At 57.0% G+C, this 26,639-nt stretch carries 1 protein-coding gene; it reads right to left on the bottom strand.

Going from position 1 to position 26,639, the window contains the following annotated elements; translation table 11 throughout:
* Positions 1-2: 2 nt before the first annotated feature.
* On the bottom strand, positions 3-26,639 hold the full coding sequence (locus tag ACXX82_RS00090; protein ID WP_458562031.1) for a non-ribosomal peptide synthetase: 26,637 nt from the start codon (positions 26,637-26,639) through the stop codon (positions 3-5).

Here is a 26,639-nt window from a genome sequence, read left to right as displayed (position 1 = left end):
GATTAAATATCGATCAGTTTTTCTTGTGTCGTAACGGTCAGGTCTTGCAAATACAGACAGGCGCTTCCCTGCACGTCATAGAATGTCATATCGACTTTTTGTTGCTCCATGCCGACCCCGGCCTTACGCACCAGTTTCAGCGTGACCCGCTCTGGCAGCCTGCCACAGGCCTGTATCCTTCGTAGCGACGAAGGCAGCAGCGGCAAGCGGACCGGCATGCCAGATGTTGCGACATCGCTCTGCACAAAAATTTGCAGCAACTCCCATGCGGCATGCAGAAACAGCGGCTGGAACTGCATTTGCCGATGGTGCGTATCACTTTCCGGCGGCAGCGACAGCGTTGCCAGCAACACGGACGCGCCATGACAGACGTCAGAGGCATAGACGCATTCGGTATCGACTGGCTGCAGGCCAGCGCGCAGTAGCGACAGGTCGACCGGAGGCGGCATGGCGACAGTTGCCATAGCGCTCAGCGCAATTTCGCCGATGTGATCGTTGCCGCCTGAAGTAGCGATCGAATATAGCAGATCGCCAGCTTTCCGGTGTAGCAAGACGGTCGGCTTTCCGGCTTGATTTTCGCGATAGGCCGATCGGCTCCACACCATGTTTTTTAGAGCGGAGACCGGATGCGTGGCATTTTCCTGCGCGGCGGTACGCGCCATTTCAAGAAACGACAAGCTATGCATCGACTGTTCCGACCGAAGGTTGTGCTGCGGTTTCACCTGAGGCGGGACGATTGGGGCTGCCGGAGCAGCGCTTTCTTCCTCGATCCAGTAACGCTCACGCGCAAACGGATACCCGGGCAGGTTGATGCGCTGCGGTCGTTGCGGATACAGATTCGCCCATGCAATCTCATACCCCTGGCAATAAAAATCAGCCAGCGCCAGCAGATTATCGCGATATTCAAGCGACTGCTGCATGGACGGCGCCTGCTGCGTCAGGCTATCGATATACAGGCGTATGGCGCGCTGTCCGGTGAACTCCCGGTCAACCACACCATGCACGCAATTGGCTTGCGCATGGCGCCCGCCAGACATCAGTGCATCGCTCCAAAGTGCGATGGCATCCCGGCTATCACGCACCACGATCACGTGGCGGTGCTGGAAGTGATGACGTCCTTGCAGCAGCGTGTAACTAAAATTTTCCAATGTTTGCGTTTGAGCGATGCCGTCTTTTTGCAGAAACGCCAGCATCTGTTCAATCTTTTTCTGTAGGGCGGACGCGGTTTTCGCTGAAAGCGCAAGCAGGAAATATGACGCTGTCGGCCGCTCAGCAGCCGATGGCACAACAGCCGTACTCACGTAATCCTGCAACACCATATGGGCATTGGTGCCGCTCATGCCAAACGCGCTGACCGCGCCAATGCGCAATTTATGATCGTCGGCAGGCCAGGCCTTACTGTGCTTGTTGACAAAGAACGGGCTTTCGTTCCAGCGGATGTAATCGTTTTCCTGTTCGCAATGCAACGTGGCCGGAATCGTTTCATGCTTCAGCGATTGCACCAGACTAATCAGGCTAACCAGTCCGGACGCCGCGAAGGTGTGACCGAAATTACTCTTAGTCGAGGTCAATGCGCAGAAGCCCTGGCGAGTGGTCTTGCCTTTAAAAGCGTCGTAAAGCGCATTGATTTCGACCGGATCGCCGAGCTGAGTGGCGGTGCCATGCGTGACGATGTAATCAATATCCTGCGGATGCAGATCGGCCTGACGATAGACCGAATTCAGTAATTCTGTCTGCGATGCACCACTCGGTGCAGTAATGCCGTTAGTCTTGCCGTCATAATTGACGCCGCTACCGCGAATCACTGCATGTATCGGATCACCATCGGCGATTGCCTTCGACAAACGTTTTAATACAACCACCGCCACCGCTTCACCCGGCACCATGCCGTTGGCGCGCTTATCGAATACGTAGCATTTTCCGTCCGGCGACAACATACCGGCCTGTGTCATGCCGACATAGGCTTCCGGCGATACCATCAGGTTGACCCCGGCTGCAATCGCCGTATCGCATTCACTCTGGCGCAAGCTTTGACAAGCCAGATGCGCGGCCACCAGCGACGACGAGCAGGCGGTATTGACGGCCATCACCGGCCCCTTGAAGTTCAGAAAGTACGCTAGCCTGGAAGCCAGGATGCCGTTATGGGTAGAAGTCAGACTGAGGTGCTTGAGGCGCCGCTGGTAATCGCTGCCCTCTTCGACGCCAACGAACATGCCGATTTTTTGCTGCGCTATCTGATCTGCGCCGAAACCTGCGTCTTCAAGGGCCAGCCAGGATTCCTGCAACAGATGACGCTGGCGCGGGTCCATGCGCTCTGCTTCCAGCGGCGAAATCTCAAAAAACAGTGGGTCGAATTCGGCAATACCCGGAATGGCGCCACACCATTTGCTATTGGTCTTGTCGGCCGACCGGGTGGAGTTGCCATAAAATTTGCGCCAGTCGAAACGCTCGGATGGAATTTCTTCGACTGCATCGCGGCCGTCTGCCAATATTTGCCACAACTCATCGACGTTACGTGCACTCGGAAAGCGACCACTGATGCCAATGATGGCGATGGGTTCTTGCAGATCTGCGGCTGTCGCCGCACGGATTTTCTCTTGGAATGACTCTTGAATCGGCTCTCGGGTTGCCGCAAGCAAAGACGCTACGCTCAGGGCGGGAGACTGCGCCAGCGCGGTCTCCACCGGCTGCCTGTAAAACGCGGCCATGGCGGTGCCATGTTCGTTCAGGAAATACGTTGTCAAACGCTGCAGCGTCGAATGACTGAAAAACACCGACGGCGTGATATCAAGTGAATAAAAGCGGCTCAGTACCCGCGAAAATTCAGTCAGGCTGATCGAATCGAAACCGAAATCAGCCAGGTTGCTGTGTTTATCGAGCTCGTTGCGCCGCGTATTGAGCAGATCGCAAATACGATCTTTCAGATCACTCTGAATAGATTGTTCAAGATCGAGATCTTGCAACGCTTTGCGAATGCCAATGCCTCCAACGGCAGTCCCGGTCGCCGCGCGCGGCGCAGCGCTTTGCGGACCTGCAACAATCATACGTAGCAATTTTTCAGGCTGACCGGCCAGCACCAGGCACTGCGGCCGGTCTTGTGCCAGCAGTTGTTCGAATAATTGCAGGCCTTCATCAGTCCGAAGACTGCATTGTCCGCTGGACTTTAGATAAAAACGGGTCTGTTCGCTGTCGCCTACCTTCAGGCCGCCGTCTTGCCACAATGGCCAGTTGATCGTCAGTGACCTGCCTGGCAGCGCTGCAAGAGCAGTCTGGCTGTTTCGGTAATGCGAATAGGCCATCTGGAAGCGATTGCCCAGCGCATAATCGCAGGAGCCGAAATCGCCGAGGATTGCTGACGACGAGGAAAAATAACAGACAAAATCAAGTTTCTGCTCTGGCGTCGTCTGAAGCATCTGCGCCAGCGCCGCATCGAGCGCCAGTGTTCCTGCCACCTTGGCGTCCAGCACGCGTCGAAAATCGACTGGCGTGGTCTGCAGCAGGTCGGCGGCACCGCTGACGCCCGCGATATGCAGCACGCCATGAAGTGCGCCGAAGCGCTGCGTGGCTTGCTTAATACCGGCCAGCATTGCTACTGTATCGGATGCATCAGCTTGCAGATAAATCGCCTTCTCGCCAAAACTGGCCAGCCTGGCCCGGATCGCGTCATCTGACGCCGAGCGGCCGGTCAGGATCAACCTGGCATCATAGGTTTGCGCCAGATATCCGGCAAACATCATGCCCAAACCGCCCATGCCGCCGGTAATCAGGTAAGTGCCGCCGTGTCTGAGGCGGCTATGTTCGAACGGTGGCAAAACCAGTGGATGCACCTGCAGCGCATGTCGAATGCCGTGGCGATACATGGCACTCCCCAATTGCGGTGCCTGCAATTCGGACCATAACGTTGACAGCCATGCCTGCATTGAAAAACTGGTATCCGTATTTTCCATGTCGCCAAATACCGCCGCGACCTGCGATTGCGGCATTATTACGCGCAACGAGCGTTCGAAGGCCACCCATGCGTCGAGATAGCAGCGGTCAAGTGGATCGCCGCCGGGCAGTCCCGCCATGCCGGACAAAATCAGTTTACGTGGCTGCAGTCCCGCCGCCATTATGGCTTGCAGCAACTGCACTACAGGACCGGTGTCACGCACACAGCGCGCATCCTCCAGCGGCCACAAGTAAAGTACGGCATCAATCTGGCCGGCTCCGGCGTGAACAGCTTGCATCACCTCAATAGCGCTTTGCGCCTGATCGAGGTCGATTCGGTAGCGGCCATCGACAGCGAGATTTGGATGACCGGTGCCCTGTTCGACAAAAATCAAACGGGTGCGCGGGCTGAGATTGTGCATGCGCGCGATAATGGCCTGCCGGTGCGATTGTCCGGAAACGAAGCAAAGCAGACTATTAATGGCATCGATGGCAAGTCCTGACGACGGCAACGGCGATTCGGCCCAGACTTCTTCGAAGGTCAGAAGTACGTTGTCCGGTACTTCGACCTCTTGCCTGACGACGGTTTTTGCCAGCGCTGCAGCTGCTGGTATCCAGTGACGATGGCGAATAAAAGGATAGGTCGGGAGTCCGATGCGTTTGGCTATAGCCCCGCGATGCAATTTGCGCCAGTCGATTGCAATGCCGTTAACCCAGGTCGCCAGCAGCTTGTCGTATTTGCCTTTTTCAATCCAGGCGTCGAAAGTGGTGGCCATATCCTCATCGGCAGCAAACGCCCTCAGGCTCTCATCGTTCTCGCTGACCTGACCGATATGAATACCCTCTGCGGGCGTGCGCAGATCGATATAGGACTGCAGTTTTTGCAGCAGATCGCTGATCGAGACCGCATGCAACGCGAGCCGCTGGGGCATTGCTTCGCGGCCGATCTGTAACGTATAAGCCAGGTCGTGCAGGGATAATGTACTTTGTTCTTTGTAAACGAATTGCAGCAGCAGAACGGCGTATTCGCGCAGACGTTCTTCGTTCCTGGCCGACAGTACCACCATCGCGGGACCGGTCGTATCGGCGACGGGCGCCATGACGATCCCGGCGTTCTCGACGGACGGCGCATATTCTTCAATGATTACATGCGCGTTGGAACCACCTACGCCGAAGCTGCTAACGCCGGCGCGGCGCGGCAACGGACGCTGGTAACAATCTAGTGGCTGGCCCCAGTCACGAGTTGTATCCACCAGGTAGAACGGCGTGCCATCCAGTTGCAGATACGGATTTGGCGTGCGGAGATGCGGATTTCCGGGTATTTTGCGATGCTTCAGCATCAGCAATACCTTGACGATGCCGGCCACACCGGACGCTGCTTCCAGATGACCGATATTGGCCTTCACCGAACTTATTCCACAATAAGGCTGTGCCGGCGATGGTAACCCCTGACGCTGATGCAATTCGGCAAAGGCGGCTTTCAGACCGTTGACTTCGACCGGATCGCCCAGCGCAGTGCCGGTGCCGTGTGCTTCTATGTAACTGACGGTACGCGGATCGATGCCAGCGCGGCTGTAGACATCGACCAGCAATTGTTTTTGCGCCGCAGCGTTCGGCGCGGTCGGCGAAGCGGAACGACCGCCATGATTTTCGGCGCTGCCGCGAATCACGCCATAGATCCGGTCGCTGTCAGCGATGGCCTTGTGCAGCGGCTTCAACAGCAGTACTGCCACCCCTTCGCTGCGCACATAACCGTTGGCGCGCTGATCAAAGCTCATGCAACGGCCATCTTCGCTTAGCAGACCCGCCTGGCCAGACGCAATTGTGATGCGCGGGCTGCCCAGTACATTGACACCGCCAGCTAGCGCCAGTTCGCAATTGCCGAGGCGCAGGCTTTCGACCGCGCGATTGACAGCGATCAACGAACTGGAACACGCGGTATCGATAACTTCGCTCGGACCATGAAAATTAAACCAGTACGAGACGCGGTTCGACACCATGAACGGGAACGGCTCGGCCGGCGATTTAATCAGACCCGTGCTTCTTGCTTCGGTCAGCATGTCTTTATAGTCTGCTGTGGCAACTCCGGCAAACACGCCGGTCTTGCTGCCTGATAGTGCGGAGGCCGGATACCCGGCATCTTCCAGCGTCGCCCAGACCGTTTCCATGAACAGCCGCAGTTGCGGGTCCATGGCTTCGGCTTCAGCAGGAGAAATGCCGAAAAAGCGTGCGTCGAAGCAATCCGCGTCCGCTATAAAACCGCCCCATTTGACTTTAGTCTTGCCCGGTTCTTCATGCGGATCGCCGTAGATCGCATGCCAGTCCCAGCGCTGCTGCGGCACTTCGCCGACCATGTCCCGATTATCTTGCAGTTGTTGCCAAAAATCGTCCAGGTCGCTTGCGCCAGGAAATTTTCCGCCGATACCGATTATGGCAATGGCGCCGGTATCGGGCGCGGCATCGATGCTCGTCGCCAGGACGGGCGGCCAGACTTTTGCCTCAGTGACGGCACGCAGTAGCGCCGGAGTCGGCAAGGGCACCGACAACCTCGCTGGCGCGATCTTCAGATACGCAGTTGGATTAGCTGTCGGCAGATCGTTGCGAAGAGTCGGACTGATGCCTGGCTGCGGTGGCTGGGGGTCATTCACGCCGTATTTGTTCAGCAGCGCAGCGTAATGGCGGTCAATCATGTACGCCGCCAGCGCCGCCAGATTCGATATTTCGAAAAACAACGTCGGCATCAGCGCCAGCGCATAGGTCTTGTTCAGCGCATTGGCGAACTCAGTGAAGCTGATCGAATCAAAACCGTAGACCGATAAATCCCGTTGCAATACGATTTTCCCGACTGGGATGCGTTGGATATCGGCGACTATGCGAATCAATTCTGCAGAGACAGCTAATGTCAGTTTTTGTTGTTGCTGCTGCATAGGTTGAACTGGATCCGGTTGAGTCTGGGTCGCTTGAATTAGTACGGATCGCATGGGCGATAATTCGGACTTGATGACAGTTTCAGCGACCACTTGCATCGGTATCGAAATGGAGACTGCTGTTCGCGCTGCCATGCGGTCCGGCACCGGGACGCGAACCATTTCCATCACAGGCTGCGTCAGATACTGCGCAAAATTGGTCTCGGACGCATCCTGCCGGAATGCCAGCAGGCGCGTGCGGATCGCGGTCCTGTCGCCAAAGGCAACTAGCACCTGCGTTTGATCACCGGCCAGGCAGCGTTCGAAAGCGCGCAGTCCGGAAGCGCTATCCATCGCCGCCATGCCGGTCGCCTGGCGCATGAGCGTTTTATTAGCCGCGCCCATTTGCATACCACCGTCTAGCCACAACGGCCAGTTCAACGCGAGCGTTTTCCCGGAGGCCTTGCCTTGCAGCACCTGGGCGTTACGATAAAACGCAAAACTATCGAGGAAAGCGTTGCCAGCCGCATAGTCGGCTTGACCCAGGTTACCCAACGCGCCGGCGATCGACGAGAACAGTACCATGCAATCCAGAGGCAAATGGCAGGTGGCGGCATGCAGCGCCAGCACGCCGGCGACTTTCGGCGCGATCACGCGCGCGAACTGTTCGTCGGTCTTATTGAGAATGTAACCGTCTTCGATTACGCCGGCACTATGCACAATACCGTTAAGACCGCCATAACGTTGTTCGATGGCAGCTAACGCTTGCGTAACCGAAGCGACTTGCACGATATCGGTCTGAAGATAGATGAACTCCACCCCATCTTGCTGCAAGGATTGCATGAAAGCGATTGCGTCAGCATCCGGCACCGACCGTCCGCTCAGCACCAGCCGCGCTTGCCTGACAACGCCGAGGTGACGGGCCAGCAAGCGGCCTACGCCGCCCAGGCCACCGGTGATCCAAATCACAGCGCCCGGCAGCCAGGATGGGAATGCATGACTGGTACCGCCTCCAATGTCACTGTCACTATCACCATCGTTATCCTGCCCGGCGATTTCCCGCAACGTGCGGACCTGGCGCTGTCCCTTGTCGTCATAGCGAATGTCAACGTCGCCGGCAGGCGATTTAACTTCCGCCGCTATACCGACTAGCAGGCATCCCAAAGCCGCCTCGTCAAAGCCGTCAGCATTCGGGGCGACCTGGTGATAAATCGTTTTGGCTGCCATGCGCGGCTGTTCGAGACGCGCGGTTTTCAACAGCCCGGCGATGCCGCCATACAACAAGGCATGCTCGCCGGGCGGCACCAGCAGCAACAGCGGCTGTATGGCACCGCTCTTTTCCTGCAGCAAACGGCGGCAACGCGCAAACACCTGCAGCATACCTTCCTGCAAATCTGCAGCGATGTCGTTGCGCAAGGCCGGGATGATGTCGACGAGCGCCCCGGGCCAGATAGTTTGCAGCGACTCCTGCAACACCTCATGCGGGCCGGCGAGGATAAAGACCGGTGCGGCAGCGCGGACAGACGGCAGCGAATCGGACAATACGCTATCGGTCCATTCCGGCGTCGCAAACAACAGGCGGTCGTTCGGCGCGAACACGGTCGTCAAGCGCAACAATAATGCCAGGGGCCGACCTTCCAGATCGAACAGAGCGATATCGACTGTTTCCAATTGTGCCCCTGGGGTCGCATCGGCAGAGCGGCGGACATGCGCGTAAAGCCGCGACGGTAAGGCCCTGTGCAGCTGAAGCTGGTCAAGACTGAACGGCATCGGCAGCACCGAATCCGGTCCGGCTCCGGGGCGCGTTACCAGCGTCCAGACCACACTGCTCAATATCGCGCCGTTCAGCAGACTCGGATGCAGCGAATAAGCGGCGGCACCGGTCAGCGCATCCGGCAATTGCAGCAAAGCTAGTGCTTCACGGTCGTTATACCGCAACTGGTCGATACTCATCAGAGATGGACCGTGGGTGTTCTGCAATAGCATGGTGCATTGCTCCCGACCAAGCAGCGTCGGGCAGCGCGTCTGCACCGTAGCGATATCGAAGTTGGCAGGCAATACGGCTGTAAATGATGAAAAATCCGCAACCACATTGCCCTGGCAATAAATACTGCCATCCTGCGCATCGCTGATGATGAAGCTCGGCACGCCATTTCCGTTTGCCGGCATCACGCGTGTCGTCAACGTACCACCATTGCCGTTGGTCAGCATGGCTTTAGGCCAGACGATATGGCTGAATCCTGTATTGCCGTCGAAATGACCCAGAAAAACTGCAGCGTGCGCCATTTCCAGATAAACCGCAGCCGGCATCAAGCCGCTGTGATCGCGCAGGAAAAATGTGTCGCTTTCGAAATACGATGTCCATTCCGTACCAGCGCTGTTTTTATCCACGGTGCCCGGCAGAGGATGTTTCTCGAAAGACGCGGACAACGAAACAGGGACAGCATCGCCGGTCACCAGCACACGTGAGGTAAATCCCTGCATGCGCATCCGCACGTCACCCTGCTCCGTACATAAATCGATATCCAGTCGCTGCACACTAGCGCTACCTGCCGTCACGGCGGTGCCAGGTGCACTGGCGCTATGGCGTACCCAAGCCCACATCGCCGTTTCGCACGGCCCCAGGACTTCCAGCGATTCCAGCGCAAATGGCAGTAACACCGGCAGCTCACCTCTCACGGCGGTGCCATCCAGCGCCAATGCCACGGTGGACTGCCATGCCGCGTCCATCAGCGCCGGATGCAAAACATACGCATGTGCTGAATCGGCAAGCGATGCCGGCAAGCGCAGGCCGGCCAGCACCTGGCCGTGGCCGTTATAAATCGTTTGCAGACCCTTATGCGCCAGACCGTAGCGGACGCTGGCAGCTTCCAGTGCTGCATAACAATCCGCAACGGTTGCGCCGGACTGCCCGATGGCAGCTTGCAATGCGGGTAAATCCAACCGCAGCGGCAGCGCTGAGGGCCTTATCGACGCGATCCCTTGATTGTGCAATTGCTCTTCGCCGGTCGGACCGTAATGGCTGATACGGTAGGTAATCGATCCATCCGCTTCCACATTCAGGTTGATCGTCAATTCCACCGGCGCATCGCCAACGACCACGGGCTGCGTCCAAACGATATTGCCAAGGTTCAACACATTATCTGACTGTCCTGGCTCTTCTAATGCCAATGCATGGCTAACGGCGGCACGCGCCATTTCAAGATACGCGACGCCGGGCATCACTTTATTGCCCTGGATAAGATGATCCGTCAGGAAAAATTCATCGCCGCTGAATGTCGATGTAAAACGCTGCCGCCCGAACGTGGACGTATTGCGCTGAACCAGCGGATGCAAATACGCGTTCGATTCGACGGACCGCCTGGCGGCACCTGCTGCTGTTAAATGGGTATCGGCAGGTTTCCAATAACGTTCGCGCGCGAAGGAATAGGCAGGCAAATGCGCCCGACGGACTTTGCTATCGCGGCGCAGTGTGGACCAATCGATTTCTGTACCCTGAACCCACGCTTCAGCCAGTGCGTCGAGCGCTGCTTCAGCCAACCACTGCGCTATGCGCGGCGTGAAAGCCGCGCTGCGCTGCTCGCGGCTTTTTTTGCCCTGCTTCGGCTCGACATAACCGTACCACAACTGTCCGGTACCCGGCGCTTCGGTCGCAATTACCTCCAGGCCCTTCTGAACGATCGACTCCAGCACATTGCCCAGGCAGTTCAGATCTTGTACCGCGAACGCAATGCGCTGCTCCATCGGTTCGCGCCCGGTCTGCAGCGTGTAAGCGATATCGGCAAGCGAGATGATATCCTGTTCTGCCTCGCCCACGGCATGCGCACGAATAAACGCTAGCAGATTAGCGGCCGCCTCCGTCAGCCGGACAGCATCCCGGGCCGACAGCACGATCACTTGCGGGTGGCCCGCTGTTTGCACAAAGCGCTCGGCCGGATTGGCGGAAACAAACTCTTCGATCACCAGATGGACGTTGGTGCCGCTATGTCCGAACGAGTTCAGCGCTGCCATCAGAGGGCGGCCGTCGGTAGAACGCCATGACGATAATTCTTTATTCGGATAAAACGGCGACTGGTCGAAATCGATCAGCGGATTCAGTTGTCTGAAATTACGCAACCCCGGCAACTGGCGATGTTTCAGCGACAGTAACACGCTGATCAGTCCGGTGACACCGGAATTGCCGCAGGTATGACCGATATGCGATTTAGCGCTGCCGACCGCGCAATAGCCGCTCTTGTCGGTAAATTGCCGGAACGCACTCACCAGCGCGTTGGCTTCGACCGGGTCGCCCAGCCTGGTGCCGGTACCATGGGTTTCGACATAACTGATCCGTTCCGGATCGATGCGGTAACGGCGGTAGACATCAGCGATCAATTGCTGTTGCGCGATGCCGCTCGGTGCGGTAATGCCGTTGCTGGCACCATCCTGATTGGTGCCGGAAGCCTTGATTACGCCGTAAATTGCGTCGCCGTCAGCCAGGGCCTGGCCCAGCCGCTTCAGCGCAACCATGCCGACGCCTTCCGACATGACCATCCCGTCAGCAGAGGCGTCGAATGTGCTGCAGCGTCCGCTATGGCTGAGCATATCGGTCTGCGCTAATCCGATCAAAATTGTTTGCCCCATTACCGCAAACACTCCACCCGCCAGCGCCAGTTCGGTTTCGCCGCTACGCAGACTTTCGCAGGCCAGATGCAAAGCCATACCGGAAGACGAGCAACCGGTATTGACGACAAAAGCCGGCCCTTTCAGATTCAGGAAATACGAAAGCCGCGACGCCACGATCGCATCGGATGCGCCGGTAAAAGTTTCGTGAACGTAAGCAGTCGGTTCGGCACCAACAAAAATGCCGGTACGGCTTTCCGCCAGCGCTTTCGGGTTATAGCCAGCATCTTCCAGCGCTTTCCAGCTTTCCTGCAGGATCAGGCGCTGGTGCGGATTCATGGATTCGGCTTCACGCGGCGAAATATTGAAAAACATCGGGTCGAAACAATCGCGCGACGCCAGCACGCCGCCCCACTTGCAGTAACTTTTGCCGCTCTGCTTGTCGGGATTGTAGCTGTCCGTGTCCAGGTAATGCTGCGGCAATTCGATTATCGGATCAACGCCGGACACCATATTGCGCCAGAACTCATCCGCGGTTTCGGCACCAGGAAACTGACCTGACAGTCCGATGACGGCGATACCATCGAGATCGGCGCGACTGGCTGTCGGTACGATAACGCGCGGCGGCTCAACGGCGGTTACGGTGGCAGTTGCTACGGCAGATTTGGTATCAGCAACGATAGGCAAGCGTCTGGTCTCATTGAGCACGGCACGCATCGATATGTCTGTCGGCTGTATTCTGGACGCCATCGCATGCGGTATTGCAGCCGGTCCCATTTCTACAAGACTAAACATTTTTTTGAGTTGCGGCCCGTGATCTGTGGTGATATGCGCGGTAAGTCGATCGACCGTGGGGTAGCTAAACAAGATGGTGGTGTTCATCTTCAGCGACAGGCCGTTATTGATTTGCTGGAGGAAGCTCACGCCCAGGATCGAATCAATGCCGTAGTCCGAAAAAGGCACATCGGGTTCGATCGCACCCCGTTCAATCGTCAGGGCTGCGGCAAGTGCGTCCAAGATCAGGTTTTGAACGGTTTCGGTGAAATCCTGCGGCTGCGGCTGTTGCGCTGTTTGCTGCGTTGTCCGTTGTGGTTCGGGCAGCGTCTCTACCAGCGTTTTTACTTGTATTTCCCGCGCCGAAATTGTCGGGATCGCCGTTGCCGCCATTTTTTCGATCGCACCATCGCTGTCGCCAGTCCGCTGGCGAATCACGCCGTCGCTGTGCGCCACAATAATTTGCTGCCCCAGTCCATGCCCGGATTCGGCCGGAAACAACACATTCTTGTAGCCTTCCTGTTGCAGCAGAGTACGCCAGCTTTCCGGATACAGCCCCGGGCTACCGGGAATGCGCAGATGCGCATCTTCCGCCAGCGACCAACCGTCGATCAGGCCGAACAATACCGAGGCGAACACGGTCTTGTCGCTGATTTCGTTCCATACTGCAATCCCGTTATGGCGCAATGCCGCTTTGGCATTGCGCACGGTGTTGCGGATATTACGCGTTGCATGTAACACGTTGGTGGCAATCGCGATGTCGTAGCCGCCGATGTCGATGTCTTGCTGCGCCAGCGGTTCTTCGATATTCCACAACTTGTAAGTCAGATAGGGATAAGCCGATCCATAACGTTTGCGCGCGTGGTTAAAAAACGATGTCGACATATCGGTATAGCAGTATTCCGCGATATGCGCGCGCCACCGTTCCAGTTGCGGCAGCACGGTCGACGTGGTACCGCCGGTACCGGCGCCAATCTCGATGATCCGTATCCGCGCCGTCGGGTCGTCCGCCAACCGCTGTGCGATATAGGCGTCGATCACGCCCGCAGCGACATCGTTAAAATAATCGCACACGCGATTATTTTTGTACAAGCCCTCGATCTTCTCCATCGAGCCGTTCGGAAACAGAATATCGGTCACCGGCAGGTGGCCGCGCAGCACTTCCGGCAGTTGCGCCAGGCAGTCATGGACCAGGATCGCCAGCGTGCGCGTCTCAGGTTGACCCAGGAACTGCAGTTTCTGCAGTTCCCATTCTTGCCAGGATTTCGCATACGACCCGGTTGCACCACTACCGTTGGCAGCCACACATAAATCACCGTCGTCGAGATGCAGATAGCCATGTTCTTGCAGTACGTTCAGGCCTTCTTCCCACCAGCGGGCGTACTTATCGATAATGCCAGCCTGACGGCGCATGTCGACGGCGTGATCGTGTGCCGGGTAGCGCTGGCCCGGCTGCAATATGCCGAGCGATTGAAGTTGTACGAACAGCAGGCGCACGATCCAGTCGTTGAGCAGGCCGGTACCCGGATTTTCCGAAGGTGCCTCCAGGCTCTGATCTGGCAGATAAGCTGCGACAGCATCGGCGGCGCTGCGAACGTCGCCGTCAAGCACCATGCTCCATTCGCTATCGACATAGGTTTCGATAAATTGCGGCTGGCTGGTACGCGTTACCGCCAACTGCGGCAACGGGCCGCCGAGCAATATTTTCAACGTAGCCAGGCCTTGTTCGGCATCGATAGCCTGCACGCCGCGTTGTTCGATCAGATTTTTCAAGGCGCCGGAAATACGCGTGCCGCCGCCGATATCCCAGTAACCCCAATTCACCGTCCTCACTGCGGTGCTGCGCTCGTTATTCAGTTGCTGCGCGAACGCGTCGCTGAAGGCGCAAGCCGCCGCATAGGCCGCCATCCCACCGGTCTTGGCGAACGCCGTCATTGATGAGAAAAACGCCATGAAGTCAAGCCGTTCATCACGGAAGCATTCTGCTACGTTGACGTTAACATCGCGTTTGATCGACAAAATATCGCTGAACAACGCTTCCGACATCCGCGCCAGGCTTTGGTCGTACTCTCCCAAAGTCGATACTACGACGCCATGGATATCCCCGTATTCCTGCCTGATTTGGCGATAAGCCCGCTGCAGCATCTCCGGATCGCGCGCATCGGCCTGGATATAGACCGGCGGCACGCCATAGGGCGCAAGCGCATCCAGTTTGGCCTGCAATGCAGTATCCGGGGCCGAGCGTCCGAGCCAGACCACGCGCGCCTGATAGTCGCGAATAACTATCCTGCTCCATATCTGGCCAAGTCCTCCCGCGCCGCCGATGACCACGTAGACGCCATGCTGACGATAAATGTCAGGGGGCAATACGACTTCTGTTGCGTTGACCGCTGCAGGCATCCGCATCGGCACCAGTTTTTGGCGCAGCCAGTCGTGACTGCGCCACGCGGTGCTTTCGCCTTTGGCCTGTGGCGGCTGGAACCATAATGATGTCGGCCAGTCGGAAGCGGCCGCCATGTCCAGCGCACGCAGACGCCAATGGGGATATTCGTGCGCCATACTGCCGACCAGGCCGTGCAACGCGGCGTGAAAAGGATCAATGTGCTCGCCGTCAAATACTCCAAGCGCCTGCGAGGTGATAACGGTGAGGCCGAAATCAGCTGTGCCGTAATCTTCAGCAAGCAACGCCTTGACCAGGCGGAACAGTTGCAAGACACCATCCTGGCCCGCGTCGGATACATGTGCGTCAGCGATGGCCGACGATGTACCTTCCGGCGCAATCCAGAACAGATGATCGAGTCGCTCCGATTCTCGCAAACGGGTAGCGATCGCCGCTGTATCCTGTAGCGGCAACAGATTGAGCACCAACGTCTGCGGATATTGTTCCCGCACCGCCGCTTGTTGCAGCGTGCTGCCGCCAATGACAGCGATTTTCCCCGTTGATGCCGGGAAGATGTCAGGCAGCGCACGCGCGCTTGCACCGAAACTGTCCACGGTATCCCATACCGGGCGCATCACGAGCAATTCGGCATCCGCAGTTTTTTGCGCAGGCGCGGCGCTGACCGAAGCAGCAGCGACGCCATTACCGCTATCCGGCCAGTAACGTTGCCGTGCAAACGGATATAAAGGCAAGCGGATACGTTGTGGCCTGCGTATGGTATCCCCATACAGCAGGGACCATTCGATCGCCAGGCCCTTCACCCAGAATTCCAACAATTTGCCGAATTTTTGCCGCCCCATCCATTTCTCAACGGTCTCCTGAAATTCTTCATCTCCGGCGAGGGCCGCAAAAAGATCCTTATTCCGGTCAATTTTGCCGCGATGGATATCGGGATCGGACGTACCTGCGCCAGCCTGAAGGAAATCGGCCAGTTTCAGTTTCAGTTCGGCAATCGACGCAGTTGTAAAACCCAGGCGTTCATCGAGGGCTTCGCGTCCGATTTGCAGGGTGTAGGCGATACCCCTTAAAAAGTTCGCTTCGAAATCGGCCTCTGCATTGCTCTTGTCGAGAAACGCCAGCAGATCAGCGGCGACCTGACGCAACCGATCTTCCGTCTTCGCGGACAGTAAAATAACCACCGTGGATGGTGCTGCGGTCGGCGTGCCGACTGCAGTGTCAGCATTGGTACGCGCTGGGATGTACTCTTCCACAATCAGATGCGCGTTGGCGCCACCGGCGCCAAACGACGACAACCCCGCCCGTCTTGGATATTCGCGCTTTTCGCCATCGCTTTCGACGACAGGCCGGGGCCAGTCGGCCAATTGCTGCTGAACCGCAAACGGTGAAGCCGCGAAATCGATATTCGGATTCAGTTCCCGCGCATGCAGGCTGGGTGCCAACTGGCCGTGACGCATTTGCATAATGATTTTACTGAGGCCGGCGATGCCGGCAGCGGCCTCCAGATGTCCGAGATTGGATTTGACCGATCCCAGACTACAAAAACCGGTATCAGCGGTATCACGGCGGAAGGCTTCGGTCAGCCCGGTCATTTCGATCGGATCGCCCAGTTCGGTACCGGTGCCATGTGCTTCGATATAACTGACAGTGCGGGCATCAATGCCCGCTTTTTGCAGGCTGGCATGAATCAATTCCGCTTGCGCGTTCGGATTCGGCACCGTGTAGCCGTTGGTTTTTCCGCCATGGTTAATACTGCTGCTGCGAATGACCGCGTGAATGGCATCGCCGTCTTCGATTGCCTGCGACAGCGGTTTGAGTAATACCGCGCCGACACCTTCGCCGGGCACAAAACCATTGCCGCCCTGGCCAAAGCTTTTGCATTGTCCATCGCGGGATAGCATGTAAGCCGAGCACAAGCCAACATACGTCGACGGATGCAGATACAGGTTCACGCCGCCGGCGATGGCCATATCGCAATCGCCATGGCGAATGTGCTGACAGGCTTCGTGGATAGCGGTCAGCGACGATGAACACATGGTATCGATTGGCATGCTCGGGCCGCTCAGGTTCAAGCAATAAGAAATGCGGTTGGCAACCGAACTGAACGAGGTGTGCGGGAAAACCACCTGACCCTGACGCCATAACTCCGGTCCGTACAAACCGAAACCGGTCTTGGTGATACCGACGAAAACGCCGACACTCGGTTGTGCCGTTTTTTGTGCCTGGTCCTGCCCAGCCTGCTTGCGCGGTTTGCGCAGGCCATCGCGCGTCATGCCAGCGTCTTCCAGCACTTGCCATGCACATTGCAGGAACAACCGTTCCTGCGGATCCATGGTGATCGCTTCGCGCGGCGCGATATTAAAGAAAAGCGGATCGAAGTCGGCATGGCCGTCGAGGAAGCCGCCCCACTTGCTATAGCTTTTACCTGCTGCGACGGCCTGTTTCGGATCCGCTTCGAAGAAGTCTTGCATAGGCCAGCGGTCGGCCGGAATTTCGCTGATACAGTCTTTACCGTTTTTCAAATTTTCCCAGAACGCATCCAGCGTTTCGGCTTGCGGATAACGGCCACTGATACCAATGATGGCAATCGGCTCCTGCAGCGCGCCGGTTCCGATGGAAACCGAGGCGCGGCGATAGCCTTCATCGATTCGGCGATGCAAGGTTGGTTGGATCGCAGGTGCAGGTTCGATGCGGGCTTGCGTTACTGGAATGTGTAACGGCGCGCTCGACGGATTGTTGAAACGCGCCAAAATGTCTAACCCGGTCCATACGCGACAGGCATCGGGATAGGTAGTCGCCAGATAATCACCCAGTGCATTGACAGTTTGATACTGATAAAACAGGGTCTTGGAAATACGCCCGAAAATTTTCTCAAGCTGTTGATTCAGTTGCGTAATCGCAATTGAATCGATGCCGTATCGCTCCATCGGCTCAGCCGACTGGATGCGATCCGGCGCCATCTTGACTGTCTGCCCCAGCAATATTTTTAACTGATGCGTGGTTTTTTGCCGTAACGTTTCGCTATCCTCGTTACGGGCTGCTTCGTGACCGGCCGTGTGGTCTGGCGGTATCGCCAATCCCGAGAACGTGGCAGGCGGTGAAGCGCCGATAGCCAGCATTTTTTTCAGCGCCAGAGCATCGCCTTCCAGCACCAGGGTTTGCGTTTGACCGCAAGCCAGGCTGCGATAAAAACCGGCGAAGCCCGTTTTACTATGCATCGCCGTCAAACCGGTGGCGAGATACAAGGCTTGCTCGTTTACCGCATCAATACGCATGCCGCCGTCGCGCCATAATGGCCAGTCGATCGCCAGCGTCCGCCCACGCGCGCGTCCTGTCGCCACGAGCGCATTGCGTTCAGATGCAAATGCATCGAGGAAACCGTTAGCGGCGCAGTAATCGGCTTGCCCTGCGCTGCCCACGATACCCGCTGCCGATGCAAACAGCACAAAGAAATCGAGATCGGTACCGGTCTCGCGGACCGCGCCGTCCAGGTTGACGGTGCCGATTACTTTAGCGCTCAATACTGTTTCAAATTCTACGACGGTTTTTTTCAAGATAAAGTTGTCGTGGATCACGCCCGCACAATGCAGGATGCCATCGATTTTGCCGAACTTCCGCACGATATCGGCGACCGCACTATCGACATGCTGCCGCTGGCTGACATCGCCTTGCATTGCGATAACGCTGATACCATCCCTTTGCAGCGTGGCGATTTTGCCGGCCTGCGTCGTGGTCAACGCAGATCGGTGCAACAGAATTACGGTTGCGGTGTGTAGTCGCCGACCGATTTCTTCGGCAAAGAGCAGGCCCAGCCTACCGGCGCCGCCGCTTAATAAATAAACGCCGCCTTCTTTCCAGGGCAATGCTATTGCGGATGCATTTTCGCTGCCGTCATCGGTCAGCACGTCCCAAACCAGCAAGGACCGGTCCGGCCGATAACAGACCGCCGCATCGGCAGGATGATGACGATTTTCCGCCAGCTTCATCGACAGGGATTCGGCTATGTCATCAGGGCCAGCATCAATCAGCTGGGCCGTTATCCTGGGATTTTCCAGCTGCGCTGTTTTCAGCAATCCGCTCAGCCCGGTAAACACGGCGCGTTCGCCATGTCCGGCAAGCAGCAATTGCACGAAGGTCCTGTTGGTATTGTCCGCGGCGATGTCTTTTAGGACGTCGAAAACTTGCAGGCAGAGCGCCTGATAACGCAAGGCAAGCGTCGCGCCGTCAGGTTGTAGCACCACGAGGCGGCTATCCGGCATGCGTCGGGCCAGATCGTCCAGCGCATAAGGTGTCAGTCCTGAAACAATAATCAGACGGCAATCGACAACAGGTACCGCAACCAGCATTGCTTTCGCGTTGACCGCCTGGGTCCGCCATGCCGGACAGGCCACCAAAGTCGCACCGACACCGATTTCCGGATTCAGCGGTGCGTACAGAATGTCGTTTCTGGAAAGATCGCTGGCATTAGTGAATCCCGCCCCTGGCGTATCGACCCAGTGGCGCTGGCCCTCAAACGGGTAGGTCGGCAGGCTGATGCGCCGCCGTTTACCGTTGGCATGCAATAACGACCAATCTATTGTTTTACCAGCAGCCCACGCGACAGCAATCTTGTCCAATCGACCGCGGGTTAGCCAGAGCGTGAGCAAATCCTGAATATCTTCGTTATCAGTACCGGGTGAGCGCGACGCACCCGGTTGGATCGCGCCAGGGAAATAGCCATCGATAACGTCAACACCGTCGGAAAACTGGCGCAATTTGTCAACAAGAACATCAATACTGTCGACGACAAATGCGGCGCGCCATTCCATTGCCTGACGACCGGATTGGAGCGTGTAGGCCAAATTTTCCAGGTCGATCATCATGATCGGGGCGGTATTGGTTCCTGTGCCGACGTGTAGTCCGGTTTCGAGATGATCGTGCAATCGGGCCGCAACCGCGCGCAGTTGGCTGCCGGTCCTTGCCGACAGCACGACGATCTGGGCGCGCTGTTGCCCCAGTGGCGTTGCTGCTGCGCTCTGATCCTTATCGTGCTGATCAGAAGGCGGACGATATTGCTCGAGAATCGCGTGTGCATTAGTGCCGCCGATGCCGAACGCGCTAAGCGCCGCACGTGGCGGCTCGCTACCAACTGGCCATGCAGTCAGGCGATCCACCACTCGGAAGGCGGTCGATTCGAAACCGATTGCCGGATTCGGCTCACGGTAATTGATTGACGGCGGAATTTCGCCATGTTCCAGGCTGAGCGCCAGCTTGATGATGCCAGCCAGACCGGCGACTGTGTCCAGATGCCCAATATTAGGTTTGACTGAACCGATGCCGCAAAACTGCTTCTGATCCGTATAGCGCCGGTAGACTTCGTTTAATGCCATCACCTCGACCGGATCGCCGAGCCTTGTGCCGGTCCCATGCGCTTCCACATAGGCGATGTCGGTTGGGTCCACGCCGGTGGTATCCAGCACTTTTTGAATCAGTTCGGCCTGCCCCTTAACGCCGGGCGCATAAAAGCCCGCCTTGTCGGCGCCGTCGTTGTTGACACCGACCCCACGCACCAATGCATAAATATGATCGCCGGCTTCAATAGCATCAATGGCCTTACACACGACTATCACCGCAACGCCCTCGCCGCCCACCAGTCCATCGGCTGTAGCATCGAAGGTCTTGCAATGGCCGTCACTGGAAAAGTTCATGCCAGGCCAGTACACATGACCGACACCCGCGATCGGAAATAGATTGGCGCCGCCGACCAGTGCGTATTTCGCCTCGTTCATTTGTAAACTTTGATTGGCCAGATATAGGCCGACCAGCGACGACGAACAATTCGAATGTACTGCCAGACTTGGCCCTTTCAGGCCTAACTGATAGGAAATCATGGTCGGAATAGTGCCGCCCTGGCCCGCGATCCACGCTGCGTATTCGTCCGCAGCGTTTACCGTGCCGGACGTATGCAGTAAAGTTTTGTAGAATCCATTACCGGCCGACATGAAAACGGCCGTTTCAGGAATCTCGCCAGCCACGTAGCCGGCATCTTCGATCGCCCGCCATGAATGTTGAAGCAGCAGGCGGAATTGCGGGTCCATGAAAACAGCATTTTTCGCGGAAATATTAAAGAACGCAGGATCGAACAGGTCTTTGCCATCCATGCTGTATTGCACCGGAATGAAATGTGAATCATTGAGCACCGCTTCAGGTATACCAGCCTCACGCAACGCGGCGATCGACAACGGGGTCGAACTTTCCTTGCCTTGCCGGAGATTTTGCCAGAATTGCCGGTGATCACCGGCACCCGGTACCTGGCAGGAAATACCCACGATCGCGAGGCTGTCGCGATAGTAATCCGGATAGTCGGTGCTAACGGCGACGGCGCTGGCCATTGCGGCATCGGCCGACGTAGGTTCTACGGTCAGTTGATGTTCATCAGATGCTGTCACTCCGGGTGCCGCCCCCCCTCCACCGTTATCGGGGCGGCTACGGGCTTTGGCAACGAACAGACTGATATCCTGCACCGTCGAATACCTGAACAGATCCGGCGCATTAAATTCAACGTCAAAATAAGCACTGATCTGCTGCGCCAGCATGACCGACAGCACAGAGTTACCGCCGACCTCAAAGAAACCATCAGTAATACCGATGGTTTCGATATTAAGCAGCTTGCGCCAGATTCCCAATATCGTGCGTTCGATTTCCTGCAGCGAGGGATGTTGGTCGCGATTGGAACGCGGCGATATTTCTGCGTCTGAATCAGAAGTTTTTAGTGCACCCAACGGGTCGCGCGCGATCAGCGCATTGCGGTTGGTTTTGCCGTTTGCCAGTAACGGAATTTCAGACAACGCGACAAAAAGGGATGGCACCATATGCGCTGGCACATGTTTGACCAGATAGCTTTTCAATTGTACAGGCGAGATTGTATGACCCGCACGTTCGACGTAATAGGCGACCAGTTGCTTCCCGCCCTGTTGGTCGCGCGCGACAACGACGCTCTGCGCGATCACCGCATGACGGTTCAACGCACTTTCAATGTCGCCCGGTTCAACACGATAACCACGGATCTTGACCTGATGATCGAGCCGCCCCAGGTGTTCTAACACGCCCTCTTCGTGCCAGCGCGCCAGATCGCCGGTGCGATAAAGTCTGGTGCCCGGCTTGAACGGATGATCAATGAATTTTTCTGCAGTTAATACCGGATTGTTGAAATAGCCCATAGCCAGGCCATCGCCACCGATACAAAGTTCACCCGGCAAGCCGATCGGTGCGAGCCGGTTTTCGCGATCGAGTATGACGATCTGGGTATTGGCGATTGGACGACCGATAGAGATAACGCCACAGTTCTCATCGTGATTATCCTCGGCAAGCCGCGCGACCGTGGACCAGATGGTGGTTTCGGTTGGGCCGAACATATTCCAGGCTTCGCTGCCACTGTCGGCAAATTGCTGCTTCAGCGCTTGTGACAAAGCTTCGCCGCCGCACAGTATTTTCAGACCTTCGGTATTGCGCCAGCCCCCATGGAACAACATGGTCCAGGTCGATGGCGTGGCCTGCATCACGGTCGGACGCAAGCGCGCGATTTCCTGCTGTAATGCGACCGTGTCGTTGACTTTGGCGGATGGGCAAATGCAGCAGCAACCACCGGTGATAAGCGGCAGGAACAGTTCTAGTCCCGCAATATCAAAACAATATGTAGTCACTGCCAACAGGCGATCGGCGGCGGTAAAGCCCGGTGCCCTGGCCATCGACAATAAGAAATTGGTCAGCGCGCGGTGCCGGATCATCACGCCTTTAGGCACCCCGGTGCTGCCGGACGTGTAGATCACATACGCCAGGCTTTCGGCGTTAACGACAGGCTGCAATACCTGCGCTGCGGGTTCTGTATCCCACTCACTGTCGAGCGCGAGCACCATCACCGCTGCAGTGCCCTTTGTGAGGTGGCCCAATCGTTTCTGCAGCGCTGAATGTGTCAGCACAATCGCGGCCTTGCTGTCGGCTAGCATAAAACCCAGCCGTTCGTCCGGATAACCCGGGTCCATCGGCAGCCAGGGGGCACCGGATTTGGCCACGGCCAGGAGCGCTACCAGCATGTCGAGAGAACGATCGATGCACACCGCAATCAGTCCTTCTGGCTGCAATCCGCCAACGCCCTGTTGTTGCAGGTGGCACGCCAGCCGGGTGCTCCTGCGATCCAGCTCCGCATAGGTCAGTTGATGGTCTTCAAAAATAACGGCCACCGCATCCGGCGTGGCGCGTGCCTGCTGTTCAAATAGCTGATGAAAACAGCACTGCGCCGGATAGGCTACGGCCGTGTCGTTCCAGGTATCCAGCAGAAGTTTCTGTTCTTTTTCCGGTAACATGGCGAGCGCCGAAGTGCCCATTTCGGGATGGGCAATGGCCTCGCTGGCCAGATGAACCAGATGTTCTGCCATCCTGGCGATGCTTGACGGCTTAAACAGCGTCGGATTGAATTTGAAGTTTAGGGAGAAATTTTCCTTGTCATCCCTGACTTCCAGCACCAATTCGTATTCGCCCTCCTGCGCGATCTCTTCCACCATGATCGCCGACATATTGTCCTGGAAGCGATGGTTGAAATGCAGCAAGTCGCCGCCGGAAAAGACATTCTGATATTCGAAGGCGACCTGGAACACCGGTGTAAAGCCAGCGTCCGGCGTAAGCTGCAGATCCTGTACCATCGCCTGGAACGGATAAGCGGCGTGGTCGATGGCGTCGGCCATGATCAGTTGCAGTTCATGCGTCAGGTCGGTCAGCGATTTGTTCGAATTACCTTTGCCGGACTTTATTCGTATCGGCAGCATGTTGATAAAATAGCCGACGGCATTTTCAAAACGTTCTTGCGAGCGGCCTTTTTCGGTCATGCCGATCACCATCTCGTCCTGCCCGGAATGACGCTGTAGCATCAGATTGAACAGTGCCAGGAAGACCGACGACAGATTCAGACGTTGCTGCCGGGCAAAGCTTCTGATTTGCTGGCTGAGTACTGGATTGAGCCGTAGCGAATGCGTTCTACCTTCGAAGCGGCCGACATCGGCGCGCGGATAATCGGTAGGCAGATTGAGTGACGGCAGTTCGCCCGCCAGTTGCCGGGCCCAATAAACGCTATGTTTCGCGCCTTCCGGACCAGCCAGCATAGTGTGCTCCCATTGTACGAAATCAGCATAGGCTTCGGTAGAATCGGTATCCGCATGGCTACTGCCGTCTTCGACGTCCGGCATCTGGCCTTGTGCAATCCTGCGATACGCATCGAACAAGGCGGTCATTACCGGCAAAAACGAGCCGCCGTCGAACACGATGTGATGCACGCTAAGCAACAGGTAATGATCGCTTTCACCGCGGCTAAATAAATGCAGACGCGCCAGTCCGCCCGCGTCGAGCTGGAACGGTCGCTTGGCGACCGAACGGATAAACGCCGGCAATTGTTCGGTCTCGATGGCGGCGACATCTTCGTGCTGCAGTGTGGCGATGGCATCGAGCCGACTCTCGCGAATCAGCATACCGTCCTGCTGAAGAAAGACGCTAGTCAGTATCGGATAGCGCCGCAGGATGAAAGCGAATGCCTGCTGCAAGGCTGCGGCATCGACCGGCTGCCCGATATGGAAGCACATCGGAATGTTGTAAGCGCTCATCGCCGGGGCCAGTGTCTGCAACATCCACAAGCCTTTTTGTCCTTCTGAAAGCGGCAACCACGACCCTGGATTACGCACAGACGAAGCGGCTTTACCGGCTGGCACTGCCGGCGTCGATGACCGATCCAACCGTTGTCCAAAGTGCTGCGACAAGGCCTGAATCGTCGGATAATTCAGCATATCCCGACCCTGCACCTCCAGATCGAAGGTCTGCGCCACGCCACGTAACAATTTCATGCCCATGATGGAGTCGATGCCGAAGTCGTACAAATGCTGTTCCGGATCGATCTGCGCCGCCGGCTGTTGCAGCAATTCAGCGAGTTGTGCGATCAGATAACGTTTGATCGCTTGTGCTCCGTCCCATCCAAAGTGATGGCCCGATCCGGGCTTAACATAATCGATAGGCAGGTTGACTGCGGCATTGACGTTAACCCAGTACCGCTTTTTTTCGAACGGATAGCCAGGCAGCCGGACACGGCTGAAACGTTTGCCGGCATGCACCGCTGTCCAGGAGACTGCGCTGCCATTGACCCAATACGATGCCAACGCGTGTAAATTGCCTTCGTCCTGTATACCTTGCCAACCCGGGGTCGCATGGCGATTGGCCGAAGCAATTTTAGCAACACCCTGATAGACCGGAACAAAGGGCAGTTCGCCGCCGATATCGCTGGCATCGCCGAGAAATTTTTGTAATCCGATCATCAGATCCGGAGGCGACTGCGCCACCCAGGCAATACGATGCGCCATCGCTTCACGTCCGACCTGGAGCGTAAAGGCGATATCGGCCAGCCGGGTCTGCTGCGCGTCTTCGACGAGGAATTGATGCAACGCCGCTACCATCACCTTCAGACCGCTCGCGCTTTTGGCGGACAGTACGATGAGCGCCTGTGCCGGATGTTCGTGCTTTTCATCGGCATCATCGGCGTTGCAGGCCGGGCGCTCCTGCTTATATTCTTCTATCAACAGATGGGCGTTGACGCCGCCCATGCCATAACAATGCACGCCAGCCAGGCGGCTGCCGTTCTGGCGCGGCCACGCTACGGTTTCGGCGGCGATCGCGCAGGGCTGGTCGTCGCGATCCATGTCCGGATGGTATTCGGTAAAACCTATGATCTTATGAATTACACCGGTCTGCATGCTGCGCACCACCTTGAACAGTGCACCCAGCGCCGAGGCCGATTCCATATGCCCGATCATCGGTTTGACGGTACTAATGAGGCAAGCGCCCGGCACCAGCGCCACCTCGCTTTGCCGTGCCATGTCCTTCAGCGCACGATTGAAAGCCTGCCATTCGACCAGGTCGGACAGGATATTGCCCATGCCTTGCGCCTCAATGTAGCGGATATCGCGCGGATCGGCCTGCACTTGCTGATAGCAGGTTTTAATCAGATCGGCATGGCTTTCTGTATTCGGTGCCGAAATCGAGGCACCGCCCTGGCCGTTATAGTTGACCGCTGAATTCTTGATCAGCGCATAAATCGCATCACCATCGGCCAGTGCCCTCGATAAAGGCTTCAGCAGCATACTCGCCACGCCTTCGGCGCGGATATGGCCTTGCGCATGTAGTCCGAAGGCATTGACCGAATCGTTTGGACTTAATTGTCCCGAGGTCGATAACAATGCGAACGGTTCTGGTCGCAGCAGCAGATTGGCGGCACCGACCAGCGCCTGCTCAATTTCGCCGCTGCGCAAGGCGGTGACCGCGCGGTGGATCGCGACTGCGGCGCCCGGACACTGCGCATCGATCACATCGCTGGTGCCGCGAAAATCGAAATAGTAAGAAATTCGGTTGGCCAGCAAGCAGGTCTGCGCATACCATTCGCCTATATCGAAACCCGCGTCCCTGAGCAACTGCACATATTCGTTATCCTGGATCGCAACAAATACCCCGGTCTTGCTTTGTTTGAGCGCTTCAGGCGCATAGCCCGCGTCGGCCAGGGTCTGGTAGGCCGACATCAGTAGCAGGCGCTGACGAGGGTCCATCGTAACTGCTTCGCCGGGTGGAATATTAAAAAAGGCCGGATCGAAGCCGGCAATGTCGGGAATGAAGCCGCCCCATTTGCTGCGACTTTTGCCAGCGCGCTTACTGCCGGGATCGTACATACCGCGCCAGTCGAAACGGCTGGCAGGAATTTCTTCGATGAGCGCAGCATCGCGGTCCAGCGCTTGCCAGAATGCAGCTACCGATTCGCTTTTCGGAAACGTCCCGGACAGGCCGATAATGGCGATCGGTTCGGGCAGTCCTTGCGCCGCTTCCCTTTGATTGCCGCGTCCTGCGTCGCTTTGTTGCGCTGGGTACGGCTGCGCGAATTTCTCCGCTCCCCTGAGGGCGGCCTGGGCTGCGACTGAAGTTGCTTTCAGTATCGCTTCTTCGATATCTTTAAGTTGCTCAAGGGTGTTCAT

The organism is Glaciimonas sp. GNP009 (genome assembly GCF_054343755.1).
The sequence above is the reverse complement of the archived record's forward strand: the minus strand, read 5'-3'. Positions and strand labels throughout refer to the sequence as shown.

Coding starts and splice junctions, on each gene's coding strand:
- ACXX82_RS00090 (WP_458562031.1), bottom strand. CDS start 26,639: ATGAACACCCTTGAGCAACTTAAAGATATCGAAGAAGCGATACTGAAA.